This window comes from Buttiauxella agrestis ATCC 33320 (genome assembly GCF_000735355.1).
GTDB classification, from domain to species: Bacteria; Pseudomonadota; Gammaproteobacteria; order Enterobacterales; family Enterobacteriaceae; genus Buttiauxella; species Buttiauxella agrestis.
This window is the reverse complement of the sequence record NZ_JMPI01000038.1, coordinates 1-22124: the sequence shown is the minus strand read 5'-3', so window position 1 is coordinate 22124 and position 22124 is coordinate 1. Positions and strand designations below refer to the sequence as shown.

19 protein-coding genes are annotated in these 22124 nt (G+C 52.5%); 15 read left to right on the top strand and 4 right to left on the bottom strand.

Going from position 1 to position 22124, the window contains the following annotated elements; all coding sequences use genetic code 11:
- Positions 1-126: 126 nt before the first annotated feature.
- From GBAG_RS13415 to GBAG_RS13405, 3 genes are all read left to right on the top strand, one after another.
- Positions 127-1815 (top strand): sensor histidine kinase, encoded by a 1689-nt coding sequence (locus GBAG_RS13415; protein WP_034496903.1) that lies wholly within the window; start codon positions 127-129, stop codon positions 1813-1815.
- A complete protein-coding gene (gene btsR / locus GBAG_RS13410; protein ID WP_034496901.1) occupies positions 1809-2537 on the top strand; it encodes a two-component system response regulator BtsR in 729 nt (242 codons plus the stop codon). The genes GBAG_RS13415 and btsR overlap by 7 nt, the downstream gene beginning before the upstream one ends.
- 88 nt (positions 2538-2625) lie before the next feature.
- Positions 2626-3096, top strand: a complete 471-nt coding sequence (locus tag GBAG_RS13405) for a YehS family protein (RefSeq protein ID WP_034496898.1) — start codon at positions 2626-2628, stop codon at positions 3094-3096.
- Between the two features lie 59 nt (positions 3097-3155).
- Here the strand turns inward: GBAG_RS13405 and GBAG_RS13400 are convergent, their stop codons facing one another.
- Complete coding sequence (locus GBAG_RS13400; protein WP_034496896.1) at positions 3156-4124, bottom strand: XdhC family protein; 969 nt, start codon at positions 4122-4124, stop codon at positions 3156-3158.
- On the bottom strand, positions 4111-4689 hold the full coding sequence (locus GBAG_RS13395) for a nucleotidyltransferase family protein (RefSeq protein ID WP_034496894.1): 579 nt from the start codon (positions 4687-4689) through the stop codon (positions 4111-4113). The genes GBAG_RS13400 and GBAG_RS13395 overlap by 14 nt, the downstream gene beginning before the upstream one ends.
- 220 nt (positions 4690-4909) lie before the next feature.
- On the opposite strand from GBAG_RS13395, the gene GBAG_RS13390 reads away from it, so the two are divergent.
- The 6 genes from GBAG_RS13390 (at position 4910) to GBAG_RS13365 (ending at position 12836) form a co-directional block, all read left to right on the top strand.
- Complete coding sequence (locus GBAG_RS13390) at positions 4910-7699, top strand: xanthine dehydrogenase family protein molybdopterin-binding subunit (protein ID WP_034496892.1); 2790 nt, start codon at positions 4910-4912, stop codon at positions 7697-7699.
- Positions 7696-8250 (top strand): (2Fe-2S)-binding protein, encoded by a 555-nt coding sequence (locus GBAG_RS13385; RefSeq protein WP_034496889.1) that lies wholly within the window; start codon positions 7696-7698, stop codon positions 8248-8250. Before GBAG_RS13390 ends, GBAG_RS13385 begins: the two co-directional genes overlap by 4 nt.
- On the top strand, positions 8247-9491 hold the full coding sequence (locus GBAG_RS13380) for a cytochrome c (RefSeq protein ID WP_034496887.1): 1245 nt from the start codon (positions 8247-8249) through the stop codon (positions 9489-9491). Before GBAG_RS13385 ends, GBAG_RS13380 begins: the two co-directional genes overlap by 4 nt.
- A 756-nt stretch (positions 9492-10247) precedes the next feature.
- Positions 10248-12047 (top strand): carbon starvation CstA family protein, encoded by a 1800-nt coding sequence (locus tag GBAG_RS13375; protein ID WP_034496884.1) that lies wholly within the window; start codon positions 10248-10250, stop codon positions 12045-12047.
- A gap of 247 nt (positions 12048-12294) precedes the next feature.
- Positions 12295-12456, top strand: a complete 162-nt coding sequence (locus tag GBAG_RS22775) for a hypothetical protein (protein WP_156104888.1) — start codon at positions 12295-12297, stop codon at positions 12454-12456.
- On the top strand, positions 12453-12836 hold the full coding sequence (locus GBAG_RS13365; RefSeq protein WP_034496880.1) for a putative T6SS immunity periplasmic lipoprotein: 384 nt from the start codon (positions 12453-12455) through the stop codon (positions 12834-12836). Before GBAG_RS22775 ends, GBAG_RS13365 begins: the two co-directional genes overlap by 4 nt.
- Positions 12837-12890: 54 nt before the next feature.
- Here GBAG_RS13365 and GBAG_RS13360 read toward each other — a convergent pair whose 3' ends face one another.
- Together GBAG_RS13360 and GBAG_RS13355 are read right to left on the bottom strand one after the other, a co-directional pair.
- Positions 12891-13271 (bottom strand): hypothetical protein, encoded by a 381-nt coding sequence (locus GBAG_RS13360; RefSeq protein WP_072011182.1) that lies wholly within the window; start codon positions 13269-13271, stop codon positions 12891-12893.
- Positions 13272-13472: 201 nt separating this feature from the next.
- Positions 13473-15893, bottom strand: a complete 2421-nt coding sequence (locus GBAG_RS13355; protein WP_081908413.1) for a DUF3772 domain-containing protein — start codon at positions 15891-15893, stop codon at positions 13473-13475.
- Positions 15894-16271: 378 nt separating this feature from the next.
- Between GBAG_RS13355 and fimA the strand changes: the two genes are divergently transcribed.
- From fimA to GBAG_RS13325, 6 genes are all read left to right on the top strand, one after another.
- Positions 16272-16823, top strand: coding sequence for a type 1 fimbrial major subunit FimA (fimA, locus tag GBAG_RS13350; protein ID WP_034496905.1), 552 nt, complete (start codon positions 16272-16274; stop codon positions 16821-16823).
- A 70-nt stretch (positions 16824-16893) separates the two neighbouring features.
- The gene (gene fimI / locus GBAG_RS13345; RefSeq protein ID WP_034496877.1) at positions 16894-17439 is read left to right on the top strand and encodes a type 1 fimbrial protein subunit FimI; all 546 of its coding nucleotides are present in this window, start codon (positions 16894-16896) and stop codon (positions 17437-17439) included.
- 41 nt (positions 17440-17480) lie between these two features.
- Positions 17481-18176, top strand: a complete 696-nt coding sequence (gene fimC, locus GBAG_RS13340; protein WP_034496874.1) for a type 1 fimbria chaperone FimC — start codon at positions 17481-17483, stop codon at positions 18174-18176.
- Positions 18177-18210: 34 nt separating this feature from the next.
- Positions 18211-20778: a fimbrial biogenesis usher protein gene (locus GBAG_RS13335; RefSeq protein ID WP_034496871.1), complete on the top strand. Its 2568-nt coding sequence runs from the start codon at positions 18211-18213 to the stop codon at positions 20776-20778.
- 28 nt (positions 20779-20806) lie between these two features.
- Complete coding sequence (gene fimH / locus GBAG_RS13330) at positions 20807-21811, top strand: type 1 fimbria D-mannose specific adhesin FimH (protein ID WP_034496868.1); 1005 nt, start codon at positions 20807-20809, stop codon at positions 21809-21811.
- On the top strand, positions 21804-22124 hold a 321-nt coding region (locus tag GBAG_RS13325), incomplete at its 3' end, for a fimbrial protein (RefSeq protein WP_034496865.1). The genes fimH and GBAG_RS13325, both read left to right, overlap by 8 nt.

The window sequence follows — 22124 nt, the reverse complement described above, 5'->3', positions numbered from 1 at the left end:
CGCCTGGAACTGAATCCGAAATAGTGCTATCCCCGGCACCAAATCAAAAATTATTGAAACCCTTCAAAGAAAGTTAAAGCGTGTCAGTGTATGTTACGCGCCCATTAATACTCACTGGCGCTTATGATGTACGAATTTAACCTGGTATTACTGCTGCTCCAGCAGATGTGCGTCTACCTGGTTATCGCCTGGTTGATGAGTAAAACGCGGCTGTTTATCCCGCTGATGCAGGTCACAGTACGTTTACCACACAAATTACTTTGCTACGTCACGTTTTCCATCTTCTGCATTATGGGCACCTATTTTGGCCTGCATATCGACGACTCCATCGCTAACACGCGGGCGATTGGTGCGGTGATGGGCGGGTTGCTCGGCGGCCCGTTAGTGGGCGGGCTGGTGGGCTTAACCGGAGGCTTGCACCGTTATTCGATGGGTGGCATGACGGCATTAAGCTGCATGTTTTCAACCATCGTTGAAGGATTGCTAGGCGGGTTGCTACACCGTTTTCTGATTCGTCGTGGGCGTAGCGATTTGCTGTTTAACCCGCTGACCGCAGGCGGCATTACGCTGCTGGCCGAATTCTTCCAGATGGGCATCATTCTGCTGATTGCCCGCCCGTTTGCCGATGCGCTCAATCTGGTGAAAAGCATTGCCGCACCGATGATGGTGACTAACACCGTCGGTGCCGCGCTATTCATGCGCATCCTGCTCGATAAACGCGCGATGCTTGAGAAATACACCTCGGCATTTTCTGCAACCGCGCTAAAAGTGGCAGCCTCGACCGAAGGGATTTTGCGCCAGGGTTTTAACCAGGAAAACAGCATGAAAGTGGCGCAGGTGCTGCATCAGGAGCTGGATATCGGCGCAGTCGCCATCACCGATAATGAAAAGCTGCTGGCCTTTACCGGCATTGGCGCTGACCACCATTTACCGGGTCGCCCCATCTCGTCGGATTACACCTGGCAGGCGATTGAACGCGGTGAAGTGGTGTATGCCGATGGTAACGAAATACCGTACCGCTGCTCGCTGCATCCCAACTGCAAATTAGGCTCGACGCTGGTGATCCCGTTGTACGGCGAAAATAGCCGCGTGATTGGCACTATCAAACTGTACGAAGCGAAAAACCGCCTGTTCAGCTCCATTAACCGCACGCTGGGCGAAGGGATTGCGCAACTGTTATCGGCGCAGATTCTTGCCGGGCAGTACGAGCGGCAAAAACAGATGCTCACGCAGTCCGAAATTAAGCTGCTGCATGCGCAGGTAAACCCACATTTCTTATTTAACGCACTGAACACGCTGGTTGCAGTGATTCGCCGCGACAACGAACAAGCCTGCCAGCTGGTGCAATATCTCTCGACGTTTTTCCGTAAAAACCTAAAGCGCCCAAGCGAGATTGTGACCCTGGCCGACGAAATCGAGCATGTGAATGCGTATCTGCAAATCGAGCAGGCACGGTTTCAATCACGTTTGCGCGTGCAGCTGAATATCCCGCAGGCGTTGGCGCAGGTGCGTTTACCGGCGTTCTCATTACAGCCGATAGTCGAAAACGCCATAAAGCATGGCACTTCGCAACTGCTTGGCGTCGGTGAAATCACCATAAATGCCTGCCAGACAGGCGAGCATTTGCACTTGTCCGTAGAAGATAACGCCGGTCTATATCACGACAACCCCACGGCGAGCGGGCTGGGGATGAGTCTGGTCGACAAGCGCTTGCGCGCTCGTTATGGCGATGACTGTGGCATAAAAGTGGACTTCGAATCAGACCGATTTACCCGTATTACCCTACGTTTACCTCTGGAGGAAACCCCATGTTAAAAGTGCTGATTGTCGATGACGAGCCGCTGGCGCGTGAGAATCTGCGAGTCATGCTGCAAAACGAGACCGATCTGGAGATTGTAGGGGAGTGCGGAAACGCGGTGGAAGCGATTGGTGCCGTGCACCGTTTGCACCCGGACGTGGTGTTTCTTGATATCCAGATGCCGCGCATCAGCGGCCTGGAAATGGCAAGCATGCTGGACCCTGAACAGCGGCCCTGGATCGTGTTTCTCACCGCCTTTGACGAATATGCGGTGCAGGCATTTGAAGAACACGCCTTCGACTATTTGCTCAAGCCAATTGATAGCAAACGCCTTGAGAAAACGCTGCATCGTCTGCGCCACGAGCGAGTGGATCAGGACATCACGCTACTCGCACCCAATCAGGAAGATCTCAAATTCATTCCGTGTACCGGGCAGAGCCGCATTTATTTGCTGCAAATGGAAGAGGTGATGTTCGCGAGCAGCCGAATGAGCGGGGTTTACGTCACCAACGCGCAGGGGAGCGAAGGTTTTACCGAACTCACGCTGCGAACGCTCGAAAGCCGAACGCCGCTGGTACGCTGCCATCGGCAATACCTGGTTAACATGGCGCATCTTAAAGAGATCCGCTTCGAAGACGGCGGCCAGGCAGAATTAATGCTACGTGACGGGAACTCTGTTCCGGTGAGTCGCCGCTATTTAAAAAGCCTGAAAGAGGCACTGGGGTTGAAAGCGGTCTAGTTTAAAACGAGTTAGTTTTATGTAGGGTATATGCGGTCATGCCGATATACTCCCCGCTTTCAAGATTTGGAACGAGAGAACCACCACTATGATGAATAACGACGTATTACGCAGCGTGCGCTACATGCTGAATTTGGGCAATGACGACATGGTGAAAATTTTCGCCCTGACCGACACGGCCGTTACTGCAGAGCAAATTGTTACCTGGACCAAAAAAGAAGACGAAGAGAACTTCAAACTTTGCCCGGATATTCTGATGGCAAACTTCCTTAACGGTTTGATTTACTTCAAGCGCGGCAAAGACGAAAGCAAGCCTGCACCAAAAATTGAACGCAAGATGACTAATAACATCATCCTGAAAAAACTGCGTATTGCGTTTGATTTGAAAACTGACGATGTGCTGGAAATTTTAACCAGCCAGGAATTCCGCATCTCTATGCCAGAAATCACCGCGATGATGCGTGCCCCTGAAAACAAGAATTTCCGTGAATGTGGCGACCAGTTCCTGCGCTACTTCCTACGTGGTTTAACTTCTCGCGTACACGTCGCGAAGAAGTAATATTTATCGCGGTGGATGGCGCTGACGCTTATCCACCGTACTGCTACGGCAACCCCTGTTTATCCCCGCGCTTCGTTTTTCCGCTTCACAATATCTGCCATCACCGCCAGCGCAATTTCTGCGGGCGTTTTGCTACCCAGCGGCAAGCCAATCGGCGCGTGAATACGCTGTAATTCCTCCGGGCTTAACTCTGCCAGATTGTGTAATCGCTCCAGACGGCGGGCGCTGTTCTTCTGTGAACCCATCGCGCCAATGTAAAACGCAGGCGTATTCACCGCTTCCATCATCGTTAAATCATCCATACGTGGATCGTGCGTTAGCGCGACGATCGCCGTGTTGGCGTGGCAGGAATTTTGCTCGAGATAGTTCGCCGGGAATTGTTTAATTAACGTGATTTCGGATTTCAGAAGGGCGGAAAAGTTTTCCAGCGCGTCCGGGCGATTCTCGCAAACTAACACTTCAAACCCGAGTGAACTGGCAAAATCTGCGCAGTACAGCGCAACGCTCGACAGCCCAGCAATCAGCAAACGTGGGGCGGCGGCAATGTGCAACATTACGTGTTGCCCGTTGCGCTCGACCTGGGTGATATCGGCAAAGCCAGTCACTTCCAGATGGCAGCAAGGTTCAGGCAGCGTCAGGCATTTTTGCAGGGCGAAATGGCCGCTTAACGCATCGCCCATTTTCTCAAGGTAGGCAATATTCCCCGCGCTCGCCGGTAAATACTCAACCAGAATATCCAGCACCCCGCCGCAAGGCAGCGCAATACCCGGTTCCAGCCCGCCTTCGCCGTAGCGCACAATCTGGCTGGCTTGCTGATATTCACCTTGCGCAATGCGTTGTAAAAAATCCTCTTCCACACAGCCACCGGAAAGCGAGCCGCAGAAGCGACCATCGTTGGTTGCCGCCATCAGCGCACCCGGCGAGCGCGGCGATGAACCGTAAGTATTGAGTACCGTACACAGCCAGACAGGCTGCCCGGCAAGCCAGTCACGCGCCTGGCGAATCACATTCATATCAAGATGCTGCATGTTTATTCTCCTGGTCCAGGTGCGATGGAAGGTCGATATCGCATTGCGAATCGCCATCTTCAATCTCGATAAAATGCACCGCTTCTGCACGCAGCAACTCGCGCGCGCCGTTATCACCCGTCAGGCGACTCAGTTTGTCGTACCAGCAATGAGCGAAACCCACCGGGTGGCCGGGTTGCGCATTCACGCGCGGGCGTACCAGTTCGTGAAGCGCCAGCGCATCCGCAACCTGGACAAACATGGCGGGGGGAACAAAGGGCATATCGGCCAGATGAATCAGCCAGCCATTCCAGTGAGGGGTCGCGCTAACGCCTTCGGCAATAGATTCTCCCAGACCTGCGCTTTCGATAAGCGTGAAAGGGATTTGTTGTGCACGACACAGTTCCTGAATCAGAATATTTTCCGGACGCGTCACGACGTGAACCGCAAGATGCGTTGCGCAGGCATGACGTAGCGTTTGCGCAAACACGCTGCAATTGTTAAGGCGCGCATCGAGTTTATTGCCATTTCCACCCGCTTCTCTGAAGCGTTTAGCGAACCCGGCTGCGGCGATGATAATGCCCATATTCCTGCTCAAGACTGATTCCTCGGCACTTTTTGACACACTCGTCACGTAAATTTGTTGCGCAATAGTTTGCGCAACTATGTTTTTTTTATGAAAATGAGATGTTAATTCTTACATGCTTTAAGGCAAATGCATATACTTATAATAACTACGGAAATGAATATCTGGCCTTCACAAGCAGTTCAATAAAAAGACAATTATAATTTTAATGGGACGTTTTATGAGCAATTTTAATCCATCGCGGCGCCGCTTTATTAAAAGTGCCGTAGTCGCAGGAGTCGCAGTTTATCTTGCCCCTCTCTACAGCCGCGCTTACGCCGCGCTGTTTGAAGAAAAGATCCTCAATTCCCCCGAGTGGGATGCCAAAAATAAACGCATTCGTTTCCGTATTGATGGCCAATCGAAAGTCATGGGGCACAAAGTTTTTGCCCGTGATATTCGCGCTGTTGATATGCCGCACTGGCCGCAGAAACAGGCGCACGCCTTTATTTTGCGCACCACAAAAGCCGACCGTCTGTTTAGCGGCATCGACCTGTCTTTATTGGGCGATGACCTGAAACCCGATCGCCTCGTCACCGCCGATGATCTGGCGCGCGACGGTCTGGCATTCCCGGCGTTTTACGGCGAAGACATGCTGCTGCCGACGGGCAAAACGCCAGCGTATTTAGGCCAGGCCGTGGCGATTTTGATTTATCACGATTTTGCCCGTTTCCGCTTTGCCAAAGACAAACTGAAATTCAAAGACGAAGTGATCCAGTATGGAGCCGAAACTGGCCCGCTCGAACGTGACCCATGGGGCACATTCCGCTTTGTGCGCGTCGGCGGTGCCACCTCACAGGACGACGATCATTTCTCCAGCCTGAAAGACATGCCGATTTTCCCGGTGTCGATGAAAAAGCATTTGCCGGTTTGGCCTGAAGGGCGTGAAGGCGGCAAGCTGGATCAGGAAGGCATGTATTACGCAGGCATGATTGCCGATGAACTTAAAAACCCGCCGCAAGACTGGCTGGTGATGCAACGCCGCTACACAACGCAATCCATCGACACCGCCGCCCTTGAGCCGGATAACGCCAACGGCTGGTTTGACGAAACGACGCAAACGCTGCACATGGTGGTGCCGACGCAATCCCCGCAAGAAGTGGCCGATGAAATGCCACGTATGCTGGCAAAAGGCACCACGCCGGTAAAACAGCTGATTCTGCACCCGTGTTACACCGTGGGTTATGGCTCCAAAGATCACTACAACTTCCCGTACTACGGCGCGGTGGCGGCAATGTATGGCGACGGGCATCCGGTGCGCCTGGCCAACGATCGTTACGAGCAGTTCCAGAGCGCGTTAAAACGCCACGCATTTGATATGAATTACACCATCGCGGTGGATAAGAAGACCGGCATTCTGCAATCGTTTCTCGGTGATATGACCGCCAACGGCGGCGGGCGCAGTAACTTTACGCCGTCGGTGTCGATGGTGGGCGCGACTGCCGCGCAGTCTATTTATTACTTCCCGAAAAGTGATTTGTCGGCGGTGGGCGTGGCCTCACGCGCCATCGACGCCGGTTCTGCTCGTGGCTACGGCACGCTACAAAGTATGGCCGCCACCGAAATGATGGTGGATGAAATCGCCGCGCAACTGAATATTGACCCGATTGAATTTCGCATGCGCAACGCGCTGAAATCCGGCATGAAAAACACCCAGGGCGCCATTCCTGCCGGGGCGATTCGCGTGGATGAAGTGCTGGCGAAAGCGGCGAAAAATGAAATCTGGCTCAAGCGTGCGGAACGCAAAGCCGAATTTGAAATGAAAAACCCAGGTAAGCGCTACGGCGTGGGCTTTGGGTGCGTGCAAAAAGACTTTGGCACAGGGGCAGAAACCTCGTTTGCCCGTGTTGAAGTGAGTGCTGACGGGCGCATTTCCTTGCATCACAGCGGCGCGGAAATGGGCACGGGTATGTCGACTTCGCAATCCGTGCTGTGCGCGCAGTGGCTGGGCAAACCTGCCGACGAAGCCAATTTCTCTGTGACGGACTGGTCAACGCTGCCGATTGTCACCAGCGGCGACCCGTACATTATGTCCCAGGAAGAGCAGGACAAACTGGCGGCGAACCCGGCGTGGTCGCCTTCTTACTGTTCGCCATCGAGCGCCAGTAACTCAGCCTATTACTTCTCGCACAGCACGCGGGAAGCGGCACGTTTAGTGTTTGAACACGGCTTGTGGCCTGCGGCGATGGCAATCTGGTCAACCGGTATTGGTGGCGGCCAGGCGGCTCCATTAGTGGTGCGCATTGAAGACGCCCGCTGGGTGGAAGGCGGTTTAACCGCCGCCGGAATGGAAATTTTAAGCCTCGAATTGCTGGCGAAAAAAGCCCATGAGATGGAGCTGATGACCGGTGCCGCGGTGCATGTCTTTAACCGCTGGCAGTGGGCAGAAGCGGATTTCAAAATTGGCGAGCAGAGCAGACGCCTGCCTATCGACGGCCTGTCTGTGCGCAACGGCAATGGCGAATTCACCACGCTTGCCCGTGAGCATGTCTACTACCCGCCAACGCAGCGTAACAACGCGGCGGTGACATACTACAGCGCCGTCGGCACGCTGGCGGAAGTTGCGGTCAGTCTCGCAACAGGCGAAGTCGAGCTGCTCAATCACCATTCAATTATGGAATGCGGAAACTTGATCGTGCCGGAACTGGTTTCCGGGCAGTTGCAGGGCGGCCTGGCGATGGGTATCGGCCACGCGCTCCACGAATATTTACCTCTCTATGAAGACGGACCCGGTAACGGAACATGGAACTTCAACCGTTATCACCTGCCGCGTGCCAGTGATGTTGCGGTCTGGAAACAGACTGGCGATATCCTCCCCGCGCTTTCGGAAACTGACCCGCCAAAAGGTATGGCTGAAGTCGTGATGATCCCGGTTGTTGCCGCGATTGTGAATGCGATTGCCGATGCCACCGGCCACCGTTTCCGTGATTTGCCCGTCCGTGCTGAAAATATTCGTGAGGTATTACCATGAGCATCAAAACTAAACCAATGACCCTGACCATCAACAACAAACCGTACGGCCCGATTGACGTGCCGGAAGGATTGATGATGATCGATTTCCTCCACGAATACGTTTATCTGACCGGTTCGCGTCTTGGCTGCGGGCAGGGCATTTGCCACGCCTGCGTGGCGATTGTCGATAACCCAAGCGGCACCAGCGAAGAAGTGCGCACCTGTATCACTGGCGCACATTTCTTTAACGGCAAAAAAGTCCGTACCGTAGAAGGCCACGCCAAAGTCGATGAGCAGGGCGAAGTCGTCGAACTCTCGCCGATTCAACAATCCTTCCTCGATCATTACAGCTTCCAGTGTGGCTACTGCACGCCAGGTTTTGTGAACGCCGCAACGATTTTCGTCGAGAAGCTGAAACGTGAACCGATTGCTCGTGAAGACCTGGAAGGGGCGATTTCTTCCGCGTTGGAAAACCACATCTGCCGCTGTACCGGTTATGTGCGTTACTACGAAGCGGTGCGCGATGTGGTGCTGAAAACGCCAGGGCTTCTGAAGGAGGCGGTGAAATGAAAAAACGTCTCGCGCTCATTGTGCTGGCAATAGTCGTCATTATTGTGGCGATTTTGTACTGGCGGGAATACCGCACGTATGACGGCCCGGTGCAGAAAGTCACTGCCAGTAAAGAGCAAATCGAACGTGGCAGTTATCTGGCGAAAGCGGCTGACTGTGCGGCTTGCCACACGGCATCTGGCGGCGCACCGCTGGCGGGTGGCTATCCGCTGGAATCCCCATACGGCACGATTTATGGCAGCAACCTGACGCCATCTGCTGATTACGGGATTGGCCGCTGGACGAAAGATGATTTCTACAAAGCGCTGACCGAGGGCGTTGGCCCAACCGGGCGTCATCTGTTCCCGGCTATGCCTTATACCTCGTACAAAAACATTTCGCGCCAGGATTCTGACGACATTTATGCTTATCTGATGACGCGTCCGGCGGTAGACGTTAAGACGCCGGATAACGAAATGACTTTCCCGTTCAACCAGCGTATCGCGCTGATTGGCTGGAATATTTTATTCCATGACAAAGATCCGCTTCCTGCTATTTCCACCGGTGATTCAGCCGACTGGCATCGCGGCCGTTATCTGGCCGATGTGCTGGGGCACTGTGGCGAATGCCATACCGAGCGCGGTTTACTCGGCCAGATGAAACTCGATAAAGCCATGCAGGGCGGGGAGTTAGGGCGCTTTATGGCACCGGATATTACGCCAAAAGCCTTAGCGCAGCGTGGCTGGACGCCGCAGGATGTGAAGCAATTCCTCACGACCGGCATTGCGCCACAGGGCAGCGCGTTTAGCGAAATGCACATGGTGGTTGACCTGAGCACGCAGCATCTGACGCCTGAAGATCAAAAAGCGATGGCAACGTATTTGATGGGTGAAGCGCCGCCAGCCGCGGTGTCTGCAGCACTCGGTAACGGTAACGAAGCCGGGCGGATGACATATCTCGATCAGTGTGCCGGTTGCCACGCTCGTGAAGGCGAAGGCAAACCACACGTTGCCGTTTCAATGCTTAATAATGCAACCCTGCGCCAGCCTGATGCGAAAAACCTGATTGTCTCGGTGATGGACGGTCTGCCTGCGCAGAATTTCCCGAACGGGGAAAGTATGCAAAGTATGCCGGGCTTTGGTGAGCGTCTGAACGATGAGCAAATCGCTGAACTGGTGAATTACCTGCGTGTGACGTGGGGTGGTTTACCGGGGGATGTGACGGCGGAGCAGGTGAAGGCGCTGAGACCAGCGCAGAAGTAAAGTGGGGCGTTTGGCGTTTATGCCTAAAAGGTGAATGTTCCGTTCACCCGAAAGTTCACTGATCCTACATAGGTTAGTTAACGGTGAACGTGCCAGGTGGCTCACGCCAGCCCCCTGGCGACCCCGGCGCCCGGTGATTAAATTGCCGCTGCGCGGTAAACCCCAGCTTATCCCCAACGTTCAGGGTCGTTCGCGATTCGTTCCAGACGATCGCTCACTGGCGCCGTTCCCGACGGCGCCACCCTGACTTATGGGGAACACTGGGGCAATTTATACCGGGAACAAGGTCAAAACCCAAACCCGTTTCGCTTTTGATTTTAGGTTTTGACATTGACCTTCATCCCCGGCTTCAATCGCGCCGATTTTTACCCTTCAGTCGTGGTCACGTGGTCGGGAACCACGTGAGAGAGCGATCGCCGGGAGCGAATCGCGAACGACCGCGAATGTTGGGTAAAAAACGGTGTTTACCGCGAAGCGGCGATTGACTTGCCGGGCGCCAGGATTGCCAAGGAGAGGGCGTTCTCTCCTTGGCACGTTCACCGTTCATCGATAAATGAGGGATCGAATAACGTTCGGGTGAACGGAAAATCACCGCTCTACCATAGACATCCCCCTCGGATGAACGAAAAACCACTCACTCCCCCTTTCTAACCACTCACGCGCCAATATAACCGCTCACTAAAACTCCCGCTTATTGCACTCCCACCCTATGCCAGCATAGCGCTGAACTTTTTATCTATGGCTCTGGAGTGGGTTATGCAACACGCATTAACGTTTGTTATCGCGACCCTGTGTATTCTGGCTATCTGCTATCGCCTTTACGGGGTGTTTTTCGTCCGTAAAGTTCTGAATGCTGATGACTCTGAAATCACACCGTCACATATTCTTGAGGACGGCAAAGACTACGTCCCGACTAAAAAATGGGTTAACTTCGGCAGTCATTTTGCTGCGATTGCCGCCGCTGGCCCGTTAGTTGGACCGGTTCTGGCTGCACAATATGGCTATCTGCCAAGTTTCTTATGGTTGCTGATTGGTTGTGTGGTAGGCGGGGCGGTGCATGACACCGTGGTGCTTTTCGCCTCCATGAAACACCGCGGTAAGTCGCTCTCAGAAGTGGCAAAAGCGGAACTTGGCCCAGTCGCAGGGTGGTGTACCGGTCTGGCAATGTTATTCATCATCACTATCACCATGGCAGGTTTGTCGATGGTGGTGGTTCACGCGCTGGAACGTAACCCGTGGGGAACGTTTGCGGTGTTCATGACGATTCCGGTGGCGATTTGCGTTGGCCTGTGGGAGCGCTATACCGGCAGTATGCGCGGTGCGACCTGGGTTGGGATTATCGTTATCTTCGCCTGCGTTATTATCGGGCCGTACATTCAGGAATCGTCTTTCGGCGAATGGCTGAGTCTGCGCGCTTCAACGGTGAGCCTGGTGCTGCCATTCTACGCATTCTTCGCAACGGCGCTGCCGGTGTGGATGCTGCTGACGCCGCGTGGTTATCTCTCCAGCTTTATGAAAATCGGCGTGTTTGGCGCGTTGGTCGTTGGCGTGGTGTTCATTAACCCGGAAATTCAATTCCCTGCGGTGACGCAGTTTATCCACGGTAATGGCCCGGTTCTGGCCGGTCCGGTTTGGCCGTTTATCTCGATTACCATCGCTTGTGGCGCGATTTCTGGCTTCCACGCGTTTATCGGTTCAGGCACTACACCAAAACAAATCGACAAATGGAACGATATTTTGCCAGTCGCTTTTGGCGCCATGTTGGCGGAATGCGTGGTTGGCGTGATGGCGCTGATTGCGGCAACCGCACTCCATCCTGCGGATTACTTTGCGATTAACTCCGCGCCTGAGGTATTTGCAGGTTTAGGCATGAACGTGGTGAATTTGCCGCAGTTGAGCGAATCTATCGGCCTGGATTTATACGGTCGTACCGGCGGGGCGGTGACGCTTGCCGTCGGCATGGCTGATATTTTCACCCGCATTCCGTGGTTCAGTCATCTGGCTTCTTACTTCTTCCAGTTCGTGGTGATGTTTGAGGCGGTCTTTATTCTGACGGCGGTGGACTCCGGGACGCGTGTTGCGCGTTATCTGCTGCAAGATTTCCTCGGTGACATTTGGGCACCACTCAAACGCACTAACTGGATGCCGGGTGCGATTGGTTGCAGCATCGTGGCCTGCGTGTTGTGGGGTTACTTGCTGAACTCGGGCGATATCAACTCAGTGTGGGCATTGTTTGGCGTATCCAACCAGTTAATGGCTTCTATCGGCCTGATGATTGGCGCGACCATTATCCTGCGCATGTCGGAAAAACGCTGGTACGTGCTGACGTGCCTGGTGCCGTTGTCATATCTGTATGTGACGGTGAACTACGCGGCATACTGGATGGTGAAAAACGTCTACTTCAACAGTGCGGCGAAAGGTTTCAACATCTTCAACGGTACGATTTCCATTGTCATGGTCGCACTGGGGCTGGTGATTATGGTGGCGTCGATTCAACGTTGGTTCGTGCTGTGGCGTGCTCGCGGGAATTCAGAGCCGATTGAATTGTTGTCTTGATAAGAGTTGTTCAAATGCAGAGTGGCGATGTTTAATCGTGCTCTGCATTATTGTTTACTGCATTCCTTCCTGTTTCCTCTTTTCCAGTTTCTGTCCGAATATAAACCGCAAAAACATTTATCTAATGTGATTGTCATCTCATTTGGTGATTAATATGAGTTGCTTTAAAACCAAGTGTTCATTTTTAACTTATATGATTGACTATTCATATTCATTTGAGGGTTATAATAACCTTATTGATTACAACATGGAGCAACAAGCTTCGATTATCGCTGACTTTTTCTTCCTGCGCCGTTATGGACGGCAGGAGTTTATTTATTTGAATAGTCGCGAATTCAAAGGAATTGTTGATGAGTCGACAGTGTTAAAATACGAGAAATTATTGCAGGGAACCGGATTTCCAAAATGAAAAACATCATTGTTGTTTTGGCTGTGTTGTTGTTAACGGGTTGCCCCATGGGTGACAGAGCGCCAGAATACGCACAAGCAGATGCTGTCGTTGTGAATGATAAAATCTGTGTTTATATTAAATCTGAAAAATTAGTTTCAGAGGAAAAGATTCTCAGGATCTCTGTCATGAAAGCAGGTGATGACAAAAATAGTTATGAGAAACAATTTTACTCTCCGGTACTGAATGTGACTTTAAAAGCGGGTGAATGCATCGCAGGGGTTTCAGATTTCAATTATGAACCCGGTTATTCCTATGACATAAATATACAGACGCCACTTAATAACTATCAGACAAGTTTTATTGTATGGATTAATGGAAAAAGATTGATGCTCAAATGACGCTTAATGCTCGTTGTATTGATGCTAAAAGCCGGTCCTCCGTGACCGGTTTTTTTACTGGCAGGCTTTCACTTCTGCTTTGGTCAGGTCACTACGGCTGCAATCCAGCGGACGACCGGATACGCCTTTAGCGTCAATGGCGGCTTGCTCTGCAGAGACAATCACACCGTGAGCGCGATGTTTGCCCGTCCAGCTAACATCAGCTGTGCCATCAGGAGTCGTAGAGATAGACAGCACAACGCCCTGGCCTGTCGCTTCGTAGTAATTGTCGTTCACTTTCTTCAGCTTCATTTCTTTACCGTTCAGGTAAACCGGACCGCCCTGGTCGATATGCACTTCGCCTGGTTGGCCTTTACCATTAAACAGCGGCAGCGCAGCGCTTGCAGAGAAGGCGACAAAACCCAGAACCATCACTAACGTTTTCAGCTTGCTCATCATTAACTCTCTTATCAGTATTTGTTCTCAACGTTCACATTGGTGAATATGAGTAGTGGAATATTACCGGAGCGAGATAATGCTGCGGGACGCCGGTGCCTTTATTGATTTGTATCAAATTGCTGAATGGGTTTGATGGCGATTATTCTTAATAATGATGATTCACGCCACAACCCGTTTTAAAAGGTTGTGGCGCAAGGTTTACTCTGCTGTCACGACTTTGCTGGTGGGTTGCTCAAGCACCATGGTTTGCGTCTGGCTCAGGCTAACGCCCGCCGCACGTAGCATTTTGAGGATCTCATACAGCAAATCACTGCGCGTGGAACTCACCATACGCGGGCTGTTCACATAGCCCGTCACACTCAGCACGATGCCGGTTGGCCCCAGTTCTTTAAAGCTGACAGACGGTTTCGGGTTTTCCAGAATGGATTCATGCAGGTTATAGGCCTCAAGTAACAAATTACGCACTTGCTCCGGGTCGATATCCAGCGGGAATGTGAGGGCGATGGTTGCCACGCCCTGGGCATTTCCCATGGTGGCATTACGCACGTTCTGCGAAATAAGCTGCGAGTTCGGTACAATTACCGTGGATTTGTCGCCTAACTGAATCTCGGTGGCGCGGACGTTGATGCGGCGAATATCGCCCTCTACGCCGCTGATACTGACTAAATCGCCCACTTTCACCGGGCGCTCGGTTAACAGAATCAGGCCGGAGATAAAGTTCTTCACGATTTCCTGTAAACCAAAACCGATACCTACCGATAAGGCGCTCACAATCCAGGCCAGTTTGTTCCATTCAATGCCGAGCATTGAGAGCGTGAGCATGATAATCAGTACGTAACCGACGTTGGTAAACAGCGTCACCAGCGATGCGCGCAGGCCGCGATCCATATTGGTTTTTGGCAGGAAGTCGTTATCCAGCCAGCGGCGTGTGGAGCGCAGCACGTACCAGCCAATCACCAGACACAGCACCGCATTTAACGCATGCGCCGGGATAATATTCATCCCTTCGAGGCCTTTTCCGCCCCACATATCGGCGATTTTTGTGAGCAACTCCATCGGCGTCGTGGTGCCAAAGGTGCCATTCAGTAGCGCCACGGCGGCCATCACTAACAGTGACGTTTTCCCTAATGCGGAAAACAGCGTTGCCGCGAGTGACAGGTGGCGGTCATTGAGGCTCAGCGTGCTTTTGAGGATTTTCCCGCTCTGGGTCGAGGGCGAGAATACTGCTTCACAGAGGTCAACCACGAAATGAATCAGCAGATACAGGCTGGAAACCACCAGACCAATCCACAGCAATTCAAAGGTGACGAAGCGCGCCAGCGGGATGTAACCAATCAGCAGAGCCAGCAGGATAACGAACGCGGTGAGGCTGATGACGAGGTGAATTAAGCCTGCCACCGTTGAGCGGGCTTCGGTTTGCTCGCCGTCGGCGCGCATTTTGCGGCGTATGCGATTGACGCGAATCGGTGCGACCAGGCAATTGAGCGCCACCAGTAATGCGGAAAGGCCATTACCAAAGAGTGTGGCGGCAATGCTCGCGCCGACCAGAGCATTCAGCTGTTCAATAATGCCGAAGATAAAGATAAAAGTGGCCAGCAAAATCGGGAACGAAGACAGCGTTTTAGCCAGCGGATCGGCAATGCCCGGCAGACGCCAGGAAGGGTGACTGTTTGATAACAGCGCAATCCCCAGGCCGGCAATCACCGCTGAAAAATAGGTTAGCTCAACTAACTGCTCGGCGAACTCGTTGATCCACGCGGAAGTATCAGGCAAGCGAGTGAAGATATAACACAGCAGTTGCATGCTGATACCCAGCGTCAGCATGGTGCTTAACGTGGTGAAACACGCAAGGAAGCTGCGACGAAAACGCCCTTGCGGCAGCCAGCGGGGTAAAACCCAGTTCATGGGACTATCCAGGACTCTGCGGCCAAACAGCCCGATTCCCAGCGCTAACAGCAAATAGATGCCGGTGCCCAGGCGCCATTCCTCGCTCCAGGCTTGATCCCAGGCCTCGCCAACTTGTGTGCCAAAATCGCCAAACCGAACGGCGTCTTTATCGCTGGGTTCAATGACTGGCGACCAGAATTTCTCGCCGAGAATACTGCCGGTATTTAGCGCGATTTGGGTTTTCAGCGCGTCACGGCGCAGGCCGGAAATTTGTGACGACAGGTTTTGCGCGCCAACGGAAATCGCTTTGGTTTGCTCAATTTGGGTGGTGAGCAAAGTTTTGCTGCTGTTGAGCTGCTTGCGTTGGCTGACCACCTGCGGCGTTTCTGCAAGCGTACCCGGTGCGGGTGGCGGCCCGAGAACATCGAGCTGCGCCTGAATTTGAGTTAATTGCGGAGCCAACGCTACGGCGAGTTTATCGGCCTCGCTTGCCAGCTTTTGTGAATCGTCGTTAAGGCTGGTGAACTGCTTGTCCGTTTTTGCGGTTGAGACTCGCTGTTTTAGCGCATCAAGGCGCTTTTGCAATGCAGGCAGCGCGGTGCTGGCATTGATCTTAGCCGGCTCTTCAGTGGCAGTTTGTCCTGTGGAATCATCCGCATGAGATAGGAAAGGAGTCAATATCAGGCAGGACAGGAATGCCAACAGTAACGGCATTTTGAACATTTTTTGCATCATCAGGATCGATCCAGTGAATCAATAAATTAACGGCTTAAAAACAATTTGCTAAGAATATCTTGTATTGGTGTAAATGGGTAGTTCCGGGAGGCTAATTCAGCCATTTCCCTCCGCTATTTCTTAGGGCTTTATAAGACATACCTTAGGGATAATAAAGGTTTGGTACATGTTATTAAATGTGTATTTAACTTAAATTATGCAGCGTCGAAGAGATGGTGTTTTAAATTTCTATTTAAATATCACTGATGACGATAAATAAATATCTCCACAAGGATTGCGGAGAGGAAATAGGCTGTCTATAGCCCGAGTTATTTAACCGGAATAATGAAGGATGCATTATTCGAACAGGGTATTTTAATAATTAAAGGAATCTCCATGAAATTCAGCAAAATTGCATCCTCATTGGTTGCCGGGATTGCATTAGTCAGCGGTGCGGCTCAGGCCGATGCGGTGAGTGTTAATGGCGGCACAGTCCACTTTAAAGGTGAACTGGTGAATGCGGCATGTGCGGTAAGTACTCAGTCTTCCGATCAAACGGTGAAATTGGGTCAATACCGTACTGCGGCATTTACTAAAGTGGGCGATACCTCCGCTCAGATCCCATTCACTATCGTTCTGAACGACTGTGACACCACTGTGTCAACCCTGGCGTCCGTGGCATTCTCCGGCCAGGCAGACGGAACTGACCCTACACTGCTCGCCATCAACTCCGGTGATAACAGCACCACGGCAGGCGGCGTAGGTATTCAGATTCTGGACAGCAAATCAAAAGTGCTGACCCCGGATGGCTCTACCTTCTCTACCGCGCAGACCCTGATTGATGGCACAAACACTCTGCCATTCACCGCGCGTTACAAAGCAACTGCCGCCACTGCAACAGCAGGCCAGGCCAATGCTGACGCGACTTTCGTGATGAAATACGAATAATAAGTCTGAACAAGGATGACGAAAGCCTCATGGATGGGGCTGATGCAATGCAACTCTTTGGAAGGCGACAATGATAAGGATAATCCTGTTGTTCCTGCTATTCGCAAACAGCGTGTCGGTGCAGGCAAACCGCGTTGTGGTGGTAGACGGCGGGAAGGTAAAAATGCAGGGCTCACTGGTGAACGGCGGCTGCTCTGTGGCATCGGAAAGCCAGGAATTTACCGTGCACATGGGACAATACAAAAGCTCCTTCTTTAAAGAGGTGGGTAACTACGCGCCTGTCAGTATTCCCTTTGCGATACATCTGACCGATTGCGATACCGAAACCTCTGATTTAGTGGGAATCTCCTTTCAGGGCGTAACGCCTGAGCAAGACCCGCAGGTATTTCTGGCCTCGACCCGTATCGGTGAGATTGATTCCAGCTCGGGAATTGGTCTGGCGTTATTTGATAGTGAACAAAAGCTCATTATTCCTAATGCCGCACCAGGATATTTTGTGTCAATTAAAGAGCAAGAAACGACGCTGCATTTTACCGCTCGCTATCGTTCGGTGACACAACAAATGACACCTGGAAATATTCATTCCGATGTCTGGTTTACGCTCGTTTATCCCTAAATCATAGAATTTAATAATAGTCATAATGATGGTGCCGTGTGATGAATAATTTATTTAAACAAGGCTCGGCCGCAATGCTGTGTCTGTTAATTTTTTGCTTTAACGTACAAGCCGCGGGGGGTATTGCGCTAGGCGCGACACGTGTTATTTATCCTGCTGATGCTAAACAAACTTCGCTCTCGATTAATAATAGCGACAACAAAGAGCGCTACCTTGTGAATTCGTGGGTCGAAAATAACCTGGGCGTTAAAGATAAGACGTTTATTGTGACGCCTCCTCTTTTTGTCAGTGAACCCTCAAGCGAAAACACGCTGCGTATTATTTACGCAGGGCCGCCATTGCCTGCTGATCGTGAATCCGTTTTCTGGATGAATGTGAAAGCCATTCCGTCAGTCGATAAAAATACTCTCGAAGGCAGCAATGTGCTCCAACTGGCGATCCTCTCACGCATCAAGCTGTTTGTGCGCCCTAAAAACCTGCAAATGCAGCCAGAAGAGGCGGTAAAACAGTTGCGCTTTAGCCGTAGCGGCGAACACCTGCGTGTTCACAATCCCTCTCCTTATTACATCAGCACGGTCAATCTGAAAGTCGGCAACGAGAAACTGGTCAATACCATGGTCGCGCCAAAAAGCGTGGCGCAGGTGATTATTCCCGCAGGCATAAAAGGCGCTATCTCGTTCCAGACGGTGAATGACTACGGTGCGGTCACGCCTGTGCAAGCAGGCGTAATGCTGTAATGCAGGTAATCTGCACAATAAGGATACCTGGCAGATGAACAATAAGTCACTCGCTCCGCTGGCGGGGATGATAATGGCAGCGCTCTGGCCCGGAACGAGTTCAGGTGAAAGCTACTTTAACCCTGGGTTTTTATCGGCAGAAGACGCCGCCGTTGCGGATTTGTCGCGTTTTGAAAAAGGCAGCGACCAGGCTCCGGGTGAATATCGCGTGGATATCTGGCGTAACGATGAATTTATCGCCACCCAGGATATTCGTTTCATTGCCAGCGACGCCAAAAGCGGAAAAGTAAAATCAGGCGGTCTGGTGCCGTGCCTGGACACTGACTGGCTCAAGCGCCTCGGTTTAAACATGCTCGCCTATCCAGCGCTTGCCAGGTTGAAAACCGGTGAATGTGTGCCGATGGCCGAGCTGATTCCGGGTTCCGAAACGCACTTTGATTTTGCCAAATTACGCCTCGATATCAGCTTGCCGCAGGCATCGCTGCTCAATAGCGCCAGGGGTTATATTCCTGCCCAGGAGTGGGATGAAGGTATCCCCGCCGCTCTGCTGAACTACAGCTTTACCGGCAACCACGGCAGTTCCGACGATAACTATTATTTAAGCCTGCAAAGTGGCCTGAATTATGGCCCGTGGCGGCTACGTAACAGCGGAGCCTGGAGCTACACCCGCGGCGATGACTATCGTTCCAGCCACTGGAATAACATCAGCACCTACGCGCAACGGACGATAATTCCGCTCAAAAGCGAACTGGTGATGGGCGACAGCAACACCGGTAGCGACGTGTTCGACAGTCTGGGCTTTCGCGGCGCTCGGCTCTATTCGGCGGACAGCATGTACCCCGATAGTCTGCAAGGTTACGCGCCAACGGTGCGCGGCATCGCGCGGACTAACGCCAAAATCACCATCCGCCAGAACGGATTTGTCATTTACCAAAGCTACGTCTCGCCTGGCGCGTTCGCTATCAGTGACCTGAACCCAACTTCTTCGAGTGGCGATCTCGACGTTACCCTGGAAGAAAAAGACGGAACCCAGCAAAAATACACCGTGCCTTACTCCACCGTTCCGCTGTTGCAGCGTGAAGGACGATTGAAATTCGATGTGGTTGCCGGGGATTTCCGCAGCGGGAGCGACCAACAAAATACCCCATTCTTTACCCAGGCTACGCTCGTTGCCGGGCTATCTGACGGCTATACCGTTTACGGCGGCACGCAGCTTGCCGAGGATTACACCGCAATGGCGCTGGGGGCAGGCAAAAACCTCGGCGAATGGGGCGCCATTTCGATGGATGTGACCCATGCGCGCAGCCGACTTGCGGATGACAGCGAGCATCAGGGCCAATCGTTGCGCTTCCTGTACGCCAAATCACTCAGCGGTTACGGCACCAACTTCCAGTTATTGGGATACCGCTATTCGACGCGTGGGTTCTATACGCTCGACGAAGTGGCCTACAAAAATATTGAAGGCTATGAATACGCCACGGATGACGCCGGTGGGAATAAAACGGAACCGGTTGTGCAGAGCTACCACAACTTGCGCTACAGCAAGCGCGGGCGTTTTCAAATTAACGTTTCTCAGTCTCTGGGCGATTACGGGTCGATATATGTTTCAGGCAGTCAGCAAACTTACTGGGAAACCAATCAAAACAACACCTGGTATCAGACCGGGTATGCCAGCGGCTGGCGCGGGATTAGCTATTCACTTTCGATGTCATGGAGCAAATCAGTCGGGATTTCCGGGAACGATCGCATCATGGCCTTCAACCTTTCTGTGCCGTTCAGCACCTTGCTGGGGCATGGATATTCGCGGACCAGCACCCTCGACCGCGCTTATGCCACTTTTGCTGCCAGCAATAATTCTGATGGCGATGCCACGGTACAAACCGGCATTGGCGGCACGCTACTGGAAGGGCGAAACCTGAACTACAGCGTGACTCAGGGCCATAGCGATACCAACGGATACAGCGGTAGTGCGAATGCTAACTGGCAGGCGACGTACGGCACTCTGGGGCTGGGTTACAACTACGACCGGGATCAGCACGACTTTAACTGGCAGGCATCGGGCGGTGTGGTCGGGCACGCCGATGGCGTCACCTTTAGCCAGCCGCTAGGCGACACCAATGTGCTCATCAAAGCGCCGGGAGCCAGCGGGGTTGGCGTTGAAAATCAGACCGGGGTGAAAACTGACTGGCGAGGTTACGCGGTGATGCCGTATGCCACGGTATATCGCTACAACCGCATCGCGCTGGATACCAACACCATGGATAACCACACCGATATTGAAAATAACGTCAGCAATGTGGTGCCGACTGAAGGCGCAGTGGTTCGTGCTGAATTTAATGCGCGCATTGGTGTGCGGGCGATTATCACCGTGACGCGAGGCGGAAAAGCCGTGCCGTTCGGCTCCGTGGTGCGTGAAGAAACCAGCGGTGTCACCAGCATGGTTGGGGATGAAGGCCAAATTTATCTCAGCGGGTTGCCGCTTCAGGGAAAACTTCTTGTTCAGTGGGGCGATGGCAAAGGTTCACAGTGTTTCGCACCGTATACATTACCGCCGGAAAGTCTGTCTCAGGCGGTTGTCGTGGCGAATGCTACCTGCTCATAGAATGGTTGAGCGATTCAGGGATCTGTTTATGAAATTGATGACATCACTAGCGGGAACGCTGCTATTAACTTGCGCACTCCCCACATTTGCGACGGTCTGCCACAACTCGAACGGCGTGCCGACGGATATTTTTTACGATCTGTCTGATGTGTTCACCAGCGCAAACAATAATGTCGGGCAAATTATCACGCTGGCGGCGAAATCAGGTTGGGTGGGGGTCAATGCGACCTGCCCGGCGGGAACTCAGGGCGACACCACCATGCGCAGTTATGTGAGTAATTTGCCGGTGCAAGAAACCATCGGCGGGTATCAATACATGAAACTCAATGACTATCTGGAAGGGGCCATGAGCATCACGGACAGTTATTCTGGGCAGTTTTTCCCGCCGAAAAATTATATTCAGATGGGACACCACCCCAATGTGCCCAAGCAAAAGCCTTTTGGGGTTCAGGACTCGCAGCTGATTTTTAAGCTCAAAGTGACACGGAAATTTATCAATATGGTGCCCATCCCAAGGCAGACCATGTTTACGGTGTATGTCACCACGCGAAACACCGACCCGCTGACCACCCCGGTTTATACCATCAGCTACAGTGGGAAAATCGAAGTGCCGCAAAACTGCGAAATCAACGCCGGGCAAATCGTCGAATTTGATTTTGGGGATATCGGCGCGTCGTTGTTTAGCCAGGCGGGGGCGGGGAATCGCCCGCAGGGTGTGACGCCGCAAAGTAAAACGGTGGCCATAAAATGCACCAATGTAGCGGCACAGGCCTATCTTTCCCTGCGCCTGGAAGCGGAAAAAGCCTCCGGCAAAATGATGGTATCGAACAATAGCGATCTCGGATTTATCGTCGCCGATAGCAGCGGGCAGCCACTGACGCCAAACGATCTCAGTAGCAAAATCCATTTCCGCCTTGATGATGCCGCCGCGGCGCAAGTAGGCATTCGCGCGTGGCCGGTGAGCGTAACAGGGAACAAACCTGCGGAAGGGCCGTTTAGCGCGCGGGGCTATTTGCGGGTGGATTATGACTAAAATCTCCAGCGGCACATTTTTACGCGTTTTATTGTTGGTCGGCAGTGTGGTGAGTCATGCGCAAGCCGACACGCCACTTGGCGAAGTGAATATCGAACTGCGTGGAAACGTGGTGGATTTCAGCTGTTACGTCGAGATGGGGGATGAGAATAAAACGGTTCAGTTGGGACGCTGGCCGACAAAACAACTGCGTACCGCAGGCAGTACGACGCAAAGTATGCCTTTCACATTGAAGCTGAACGGCTGCCCGCCCGGCGCTGCATCAATAACATTTTCGGGCAAACAAGCCACCGGTAATCCGGGATTACTGGGG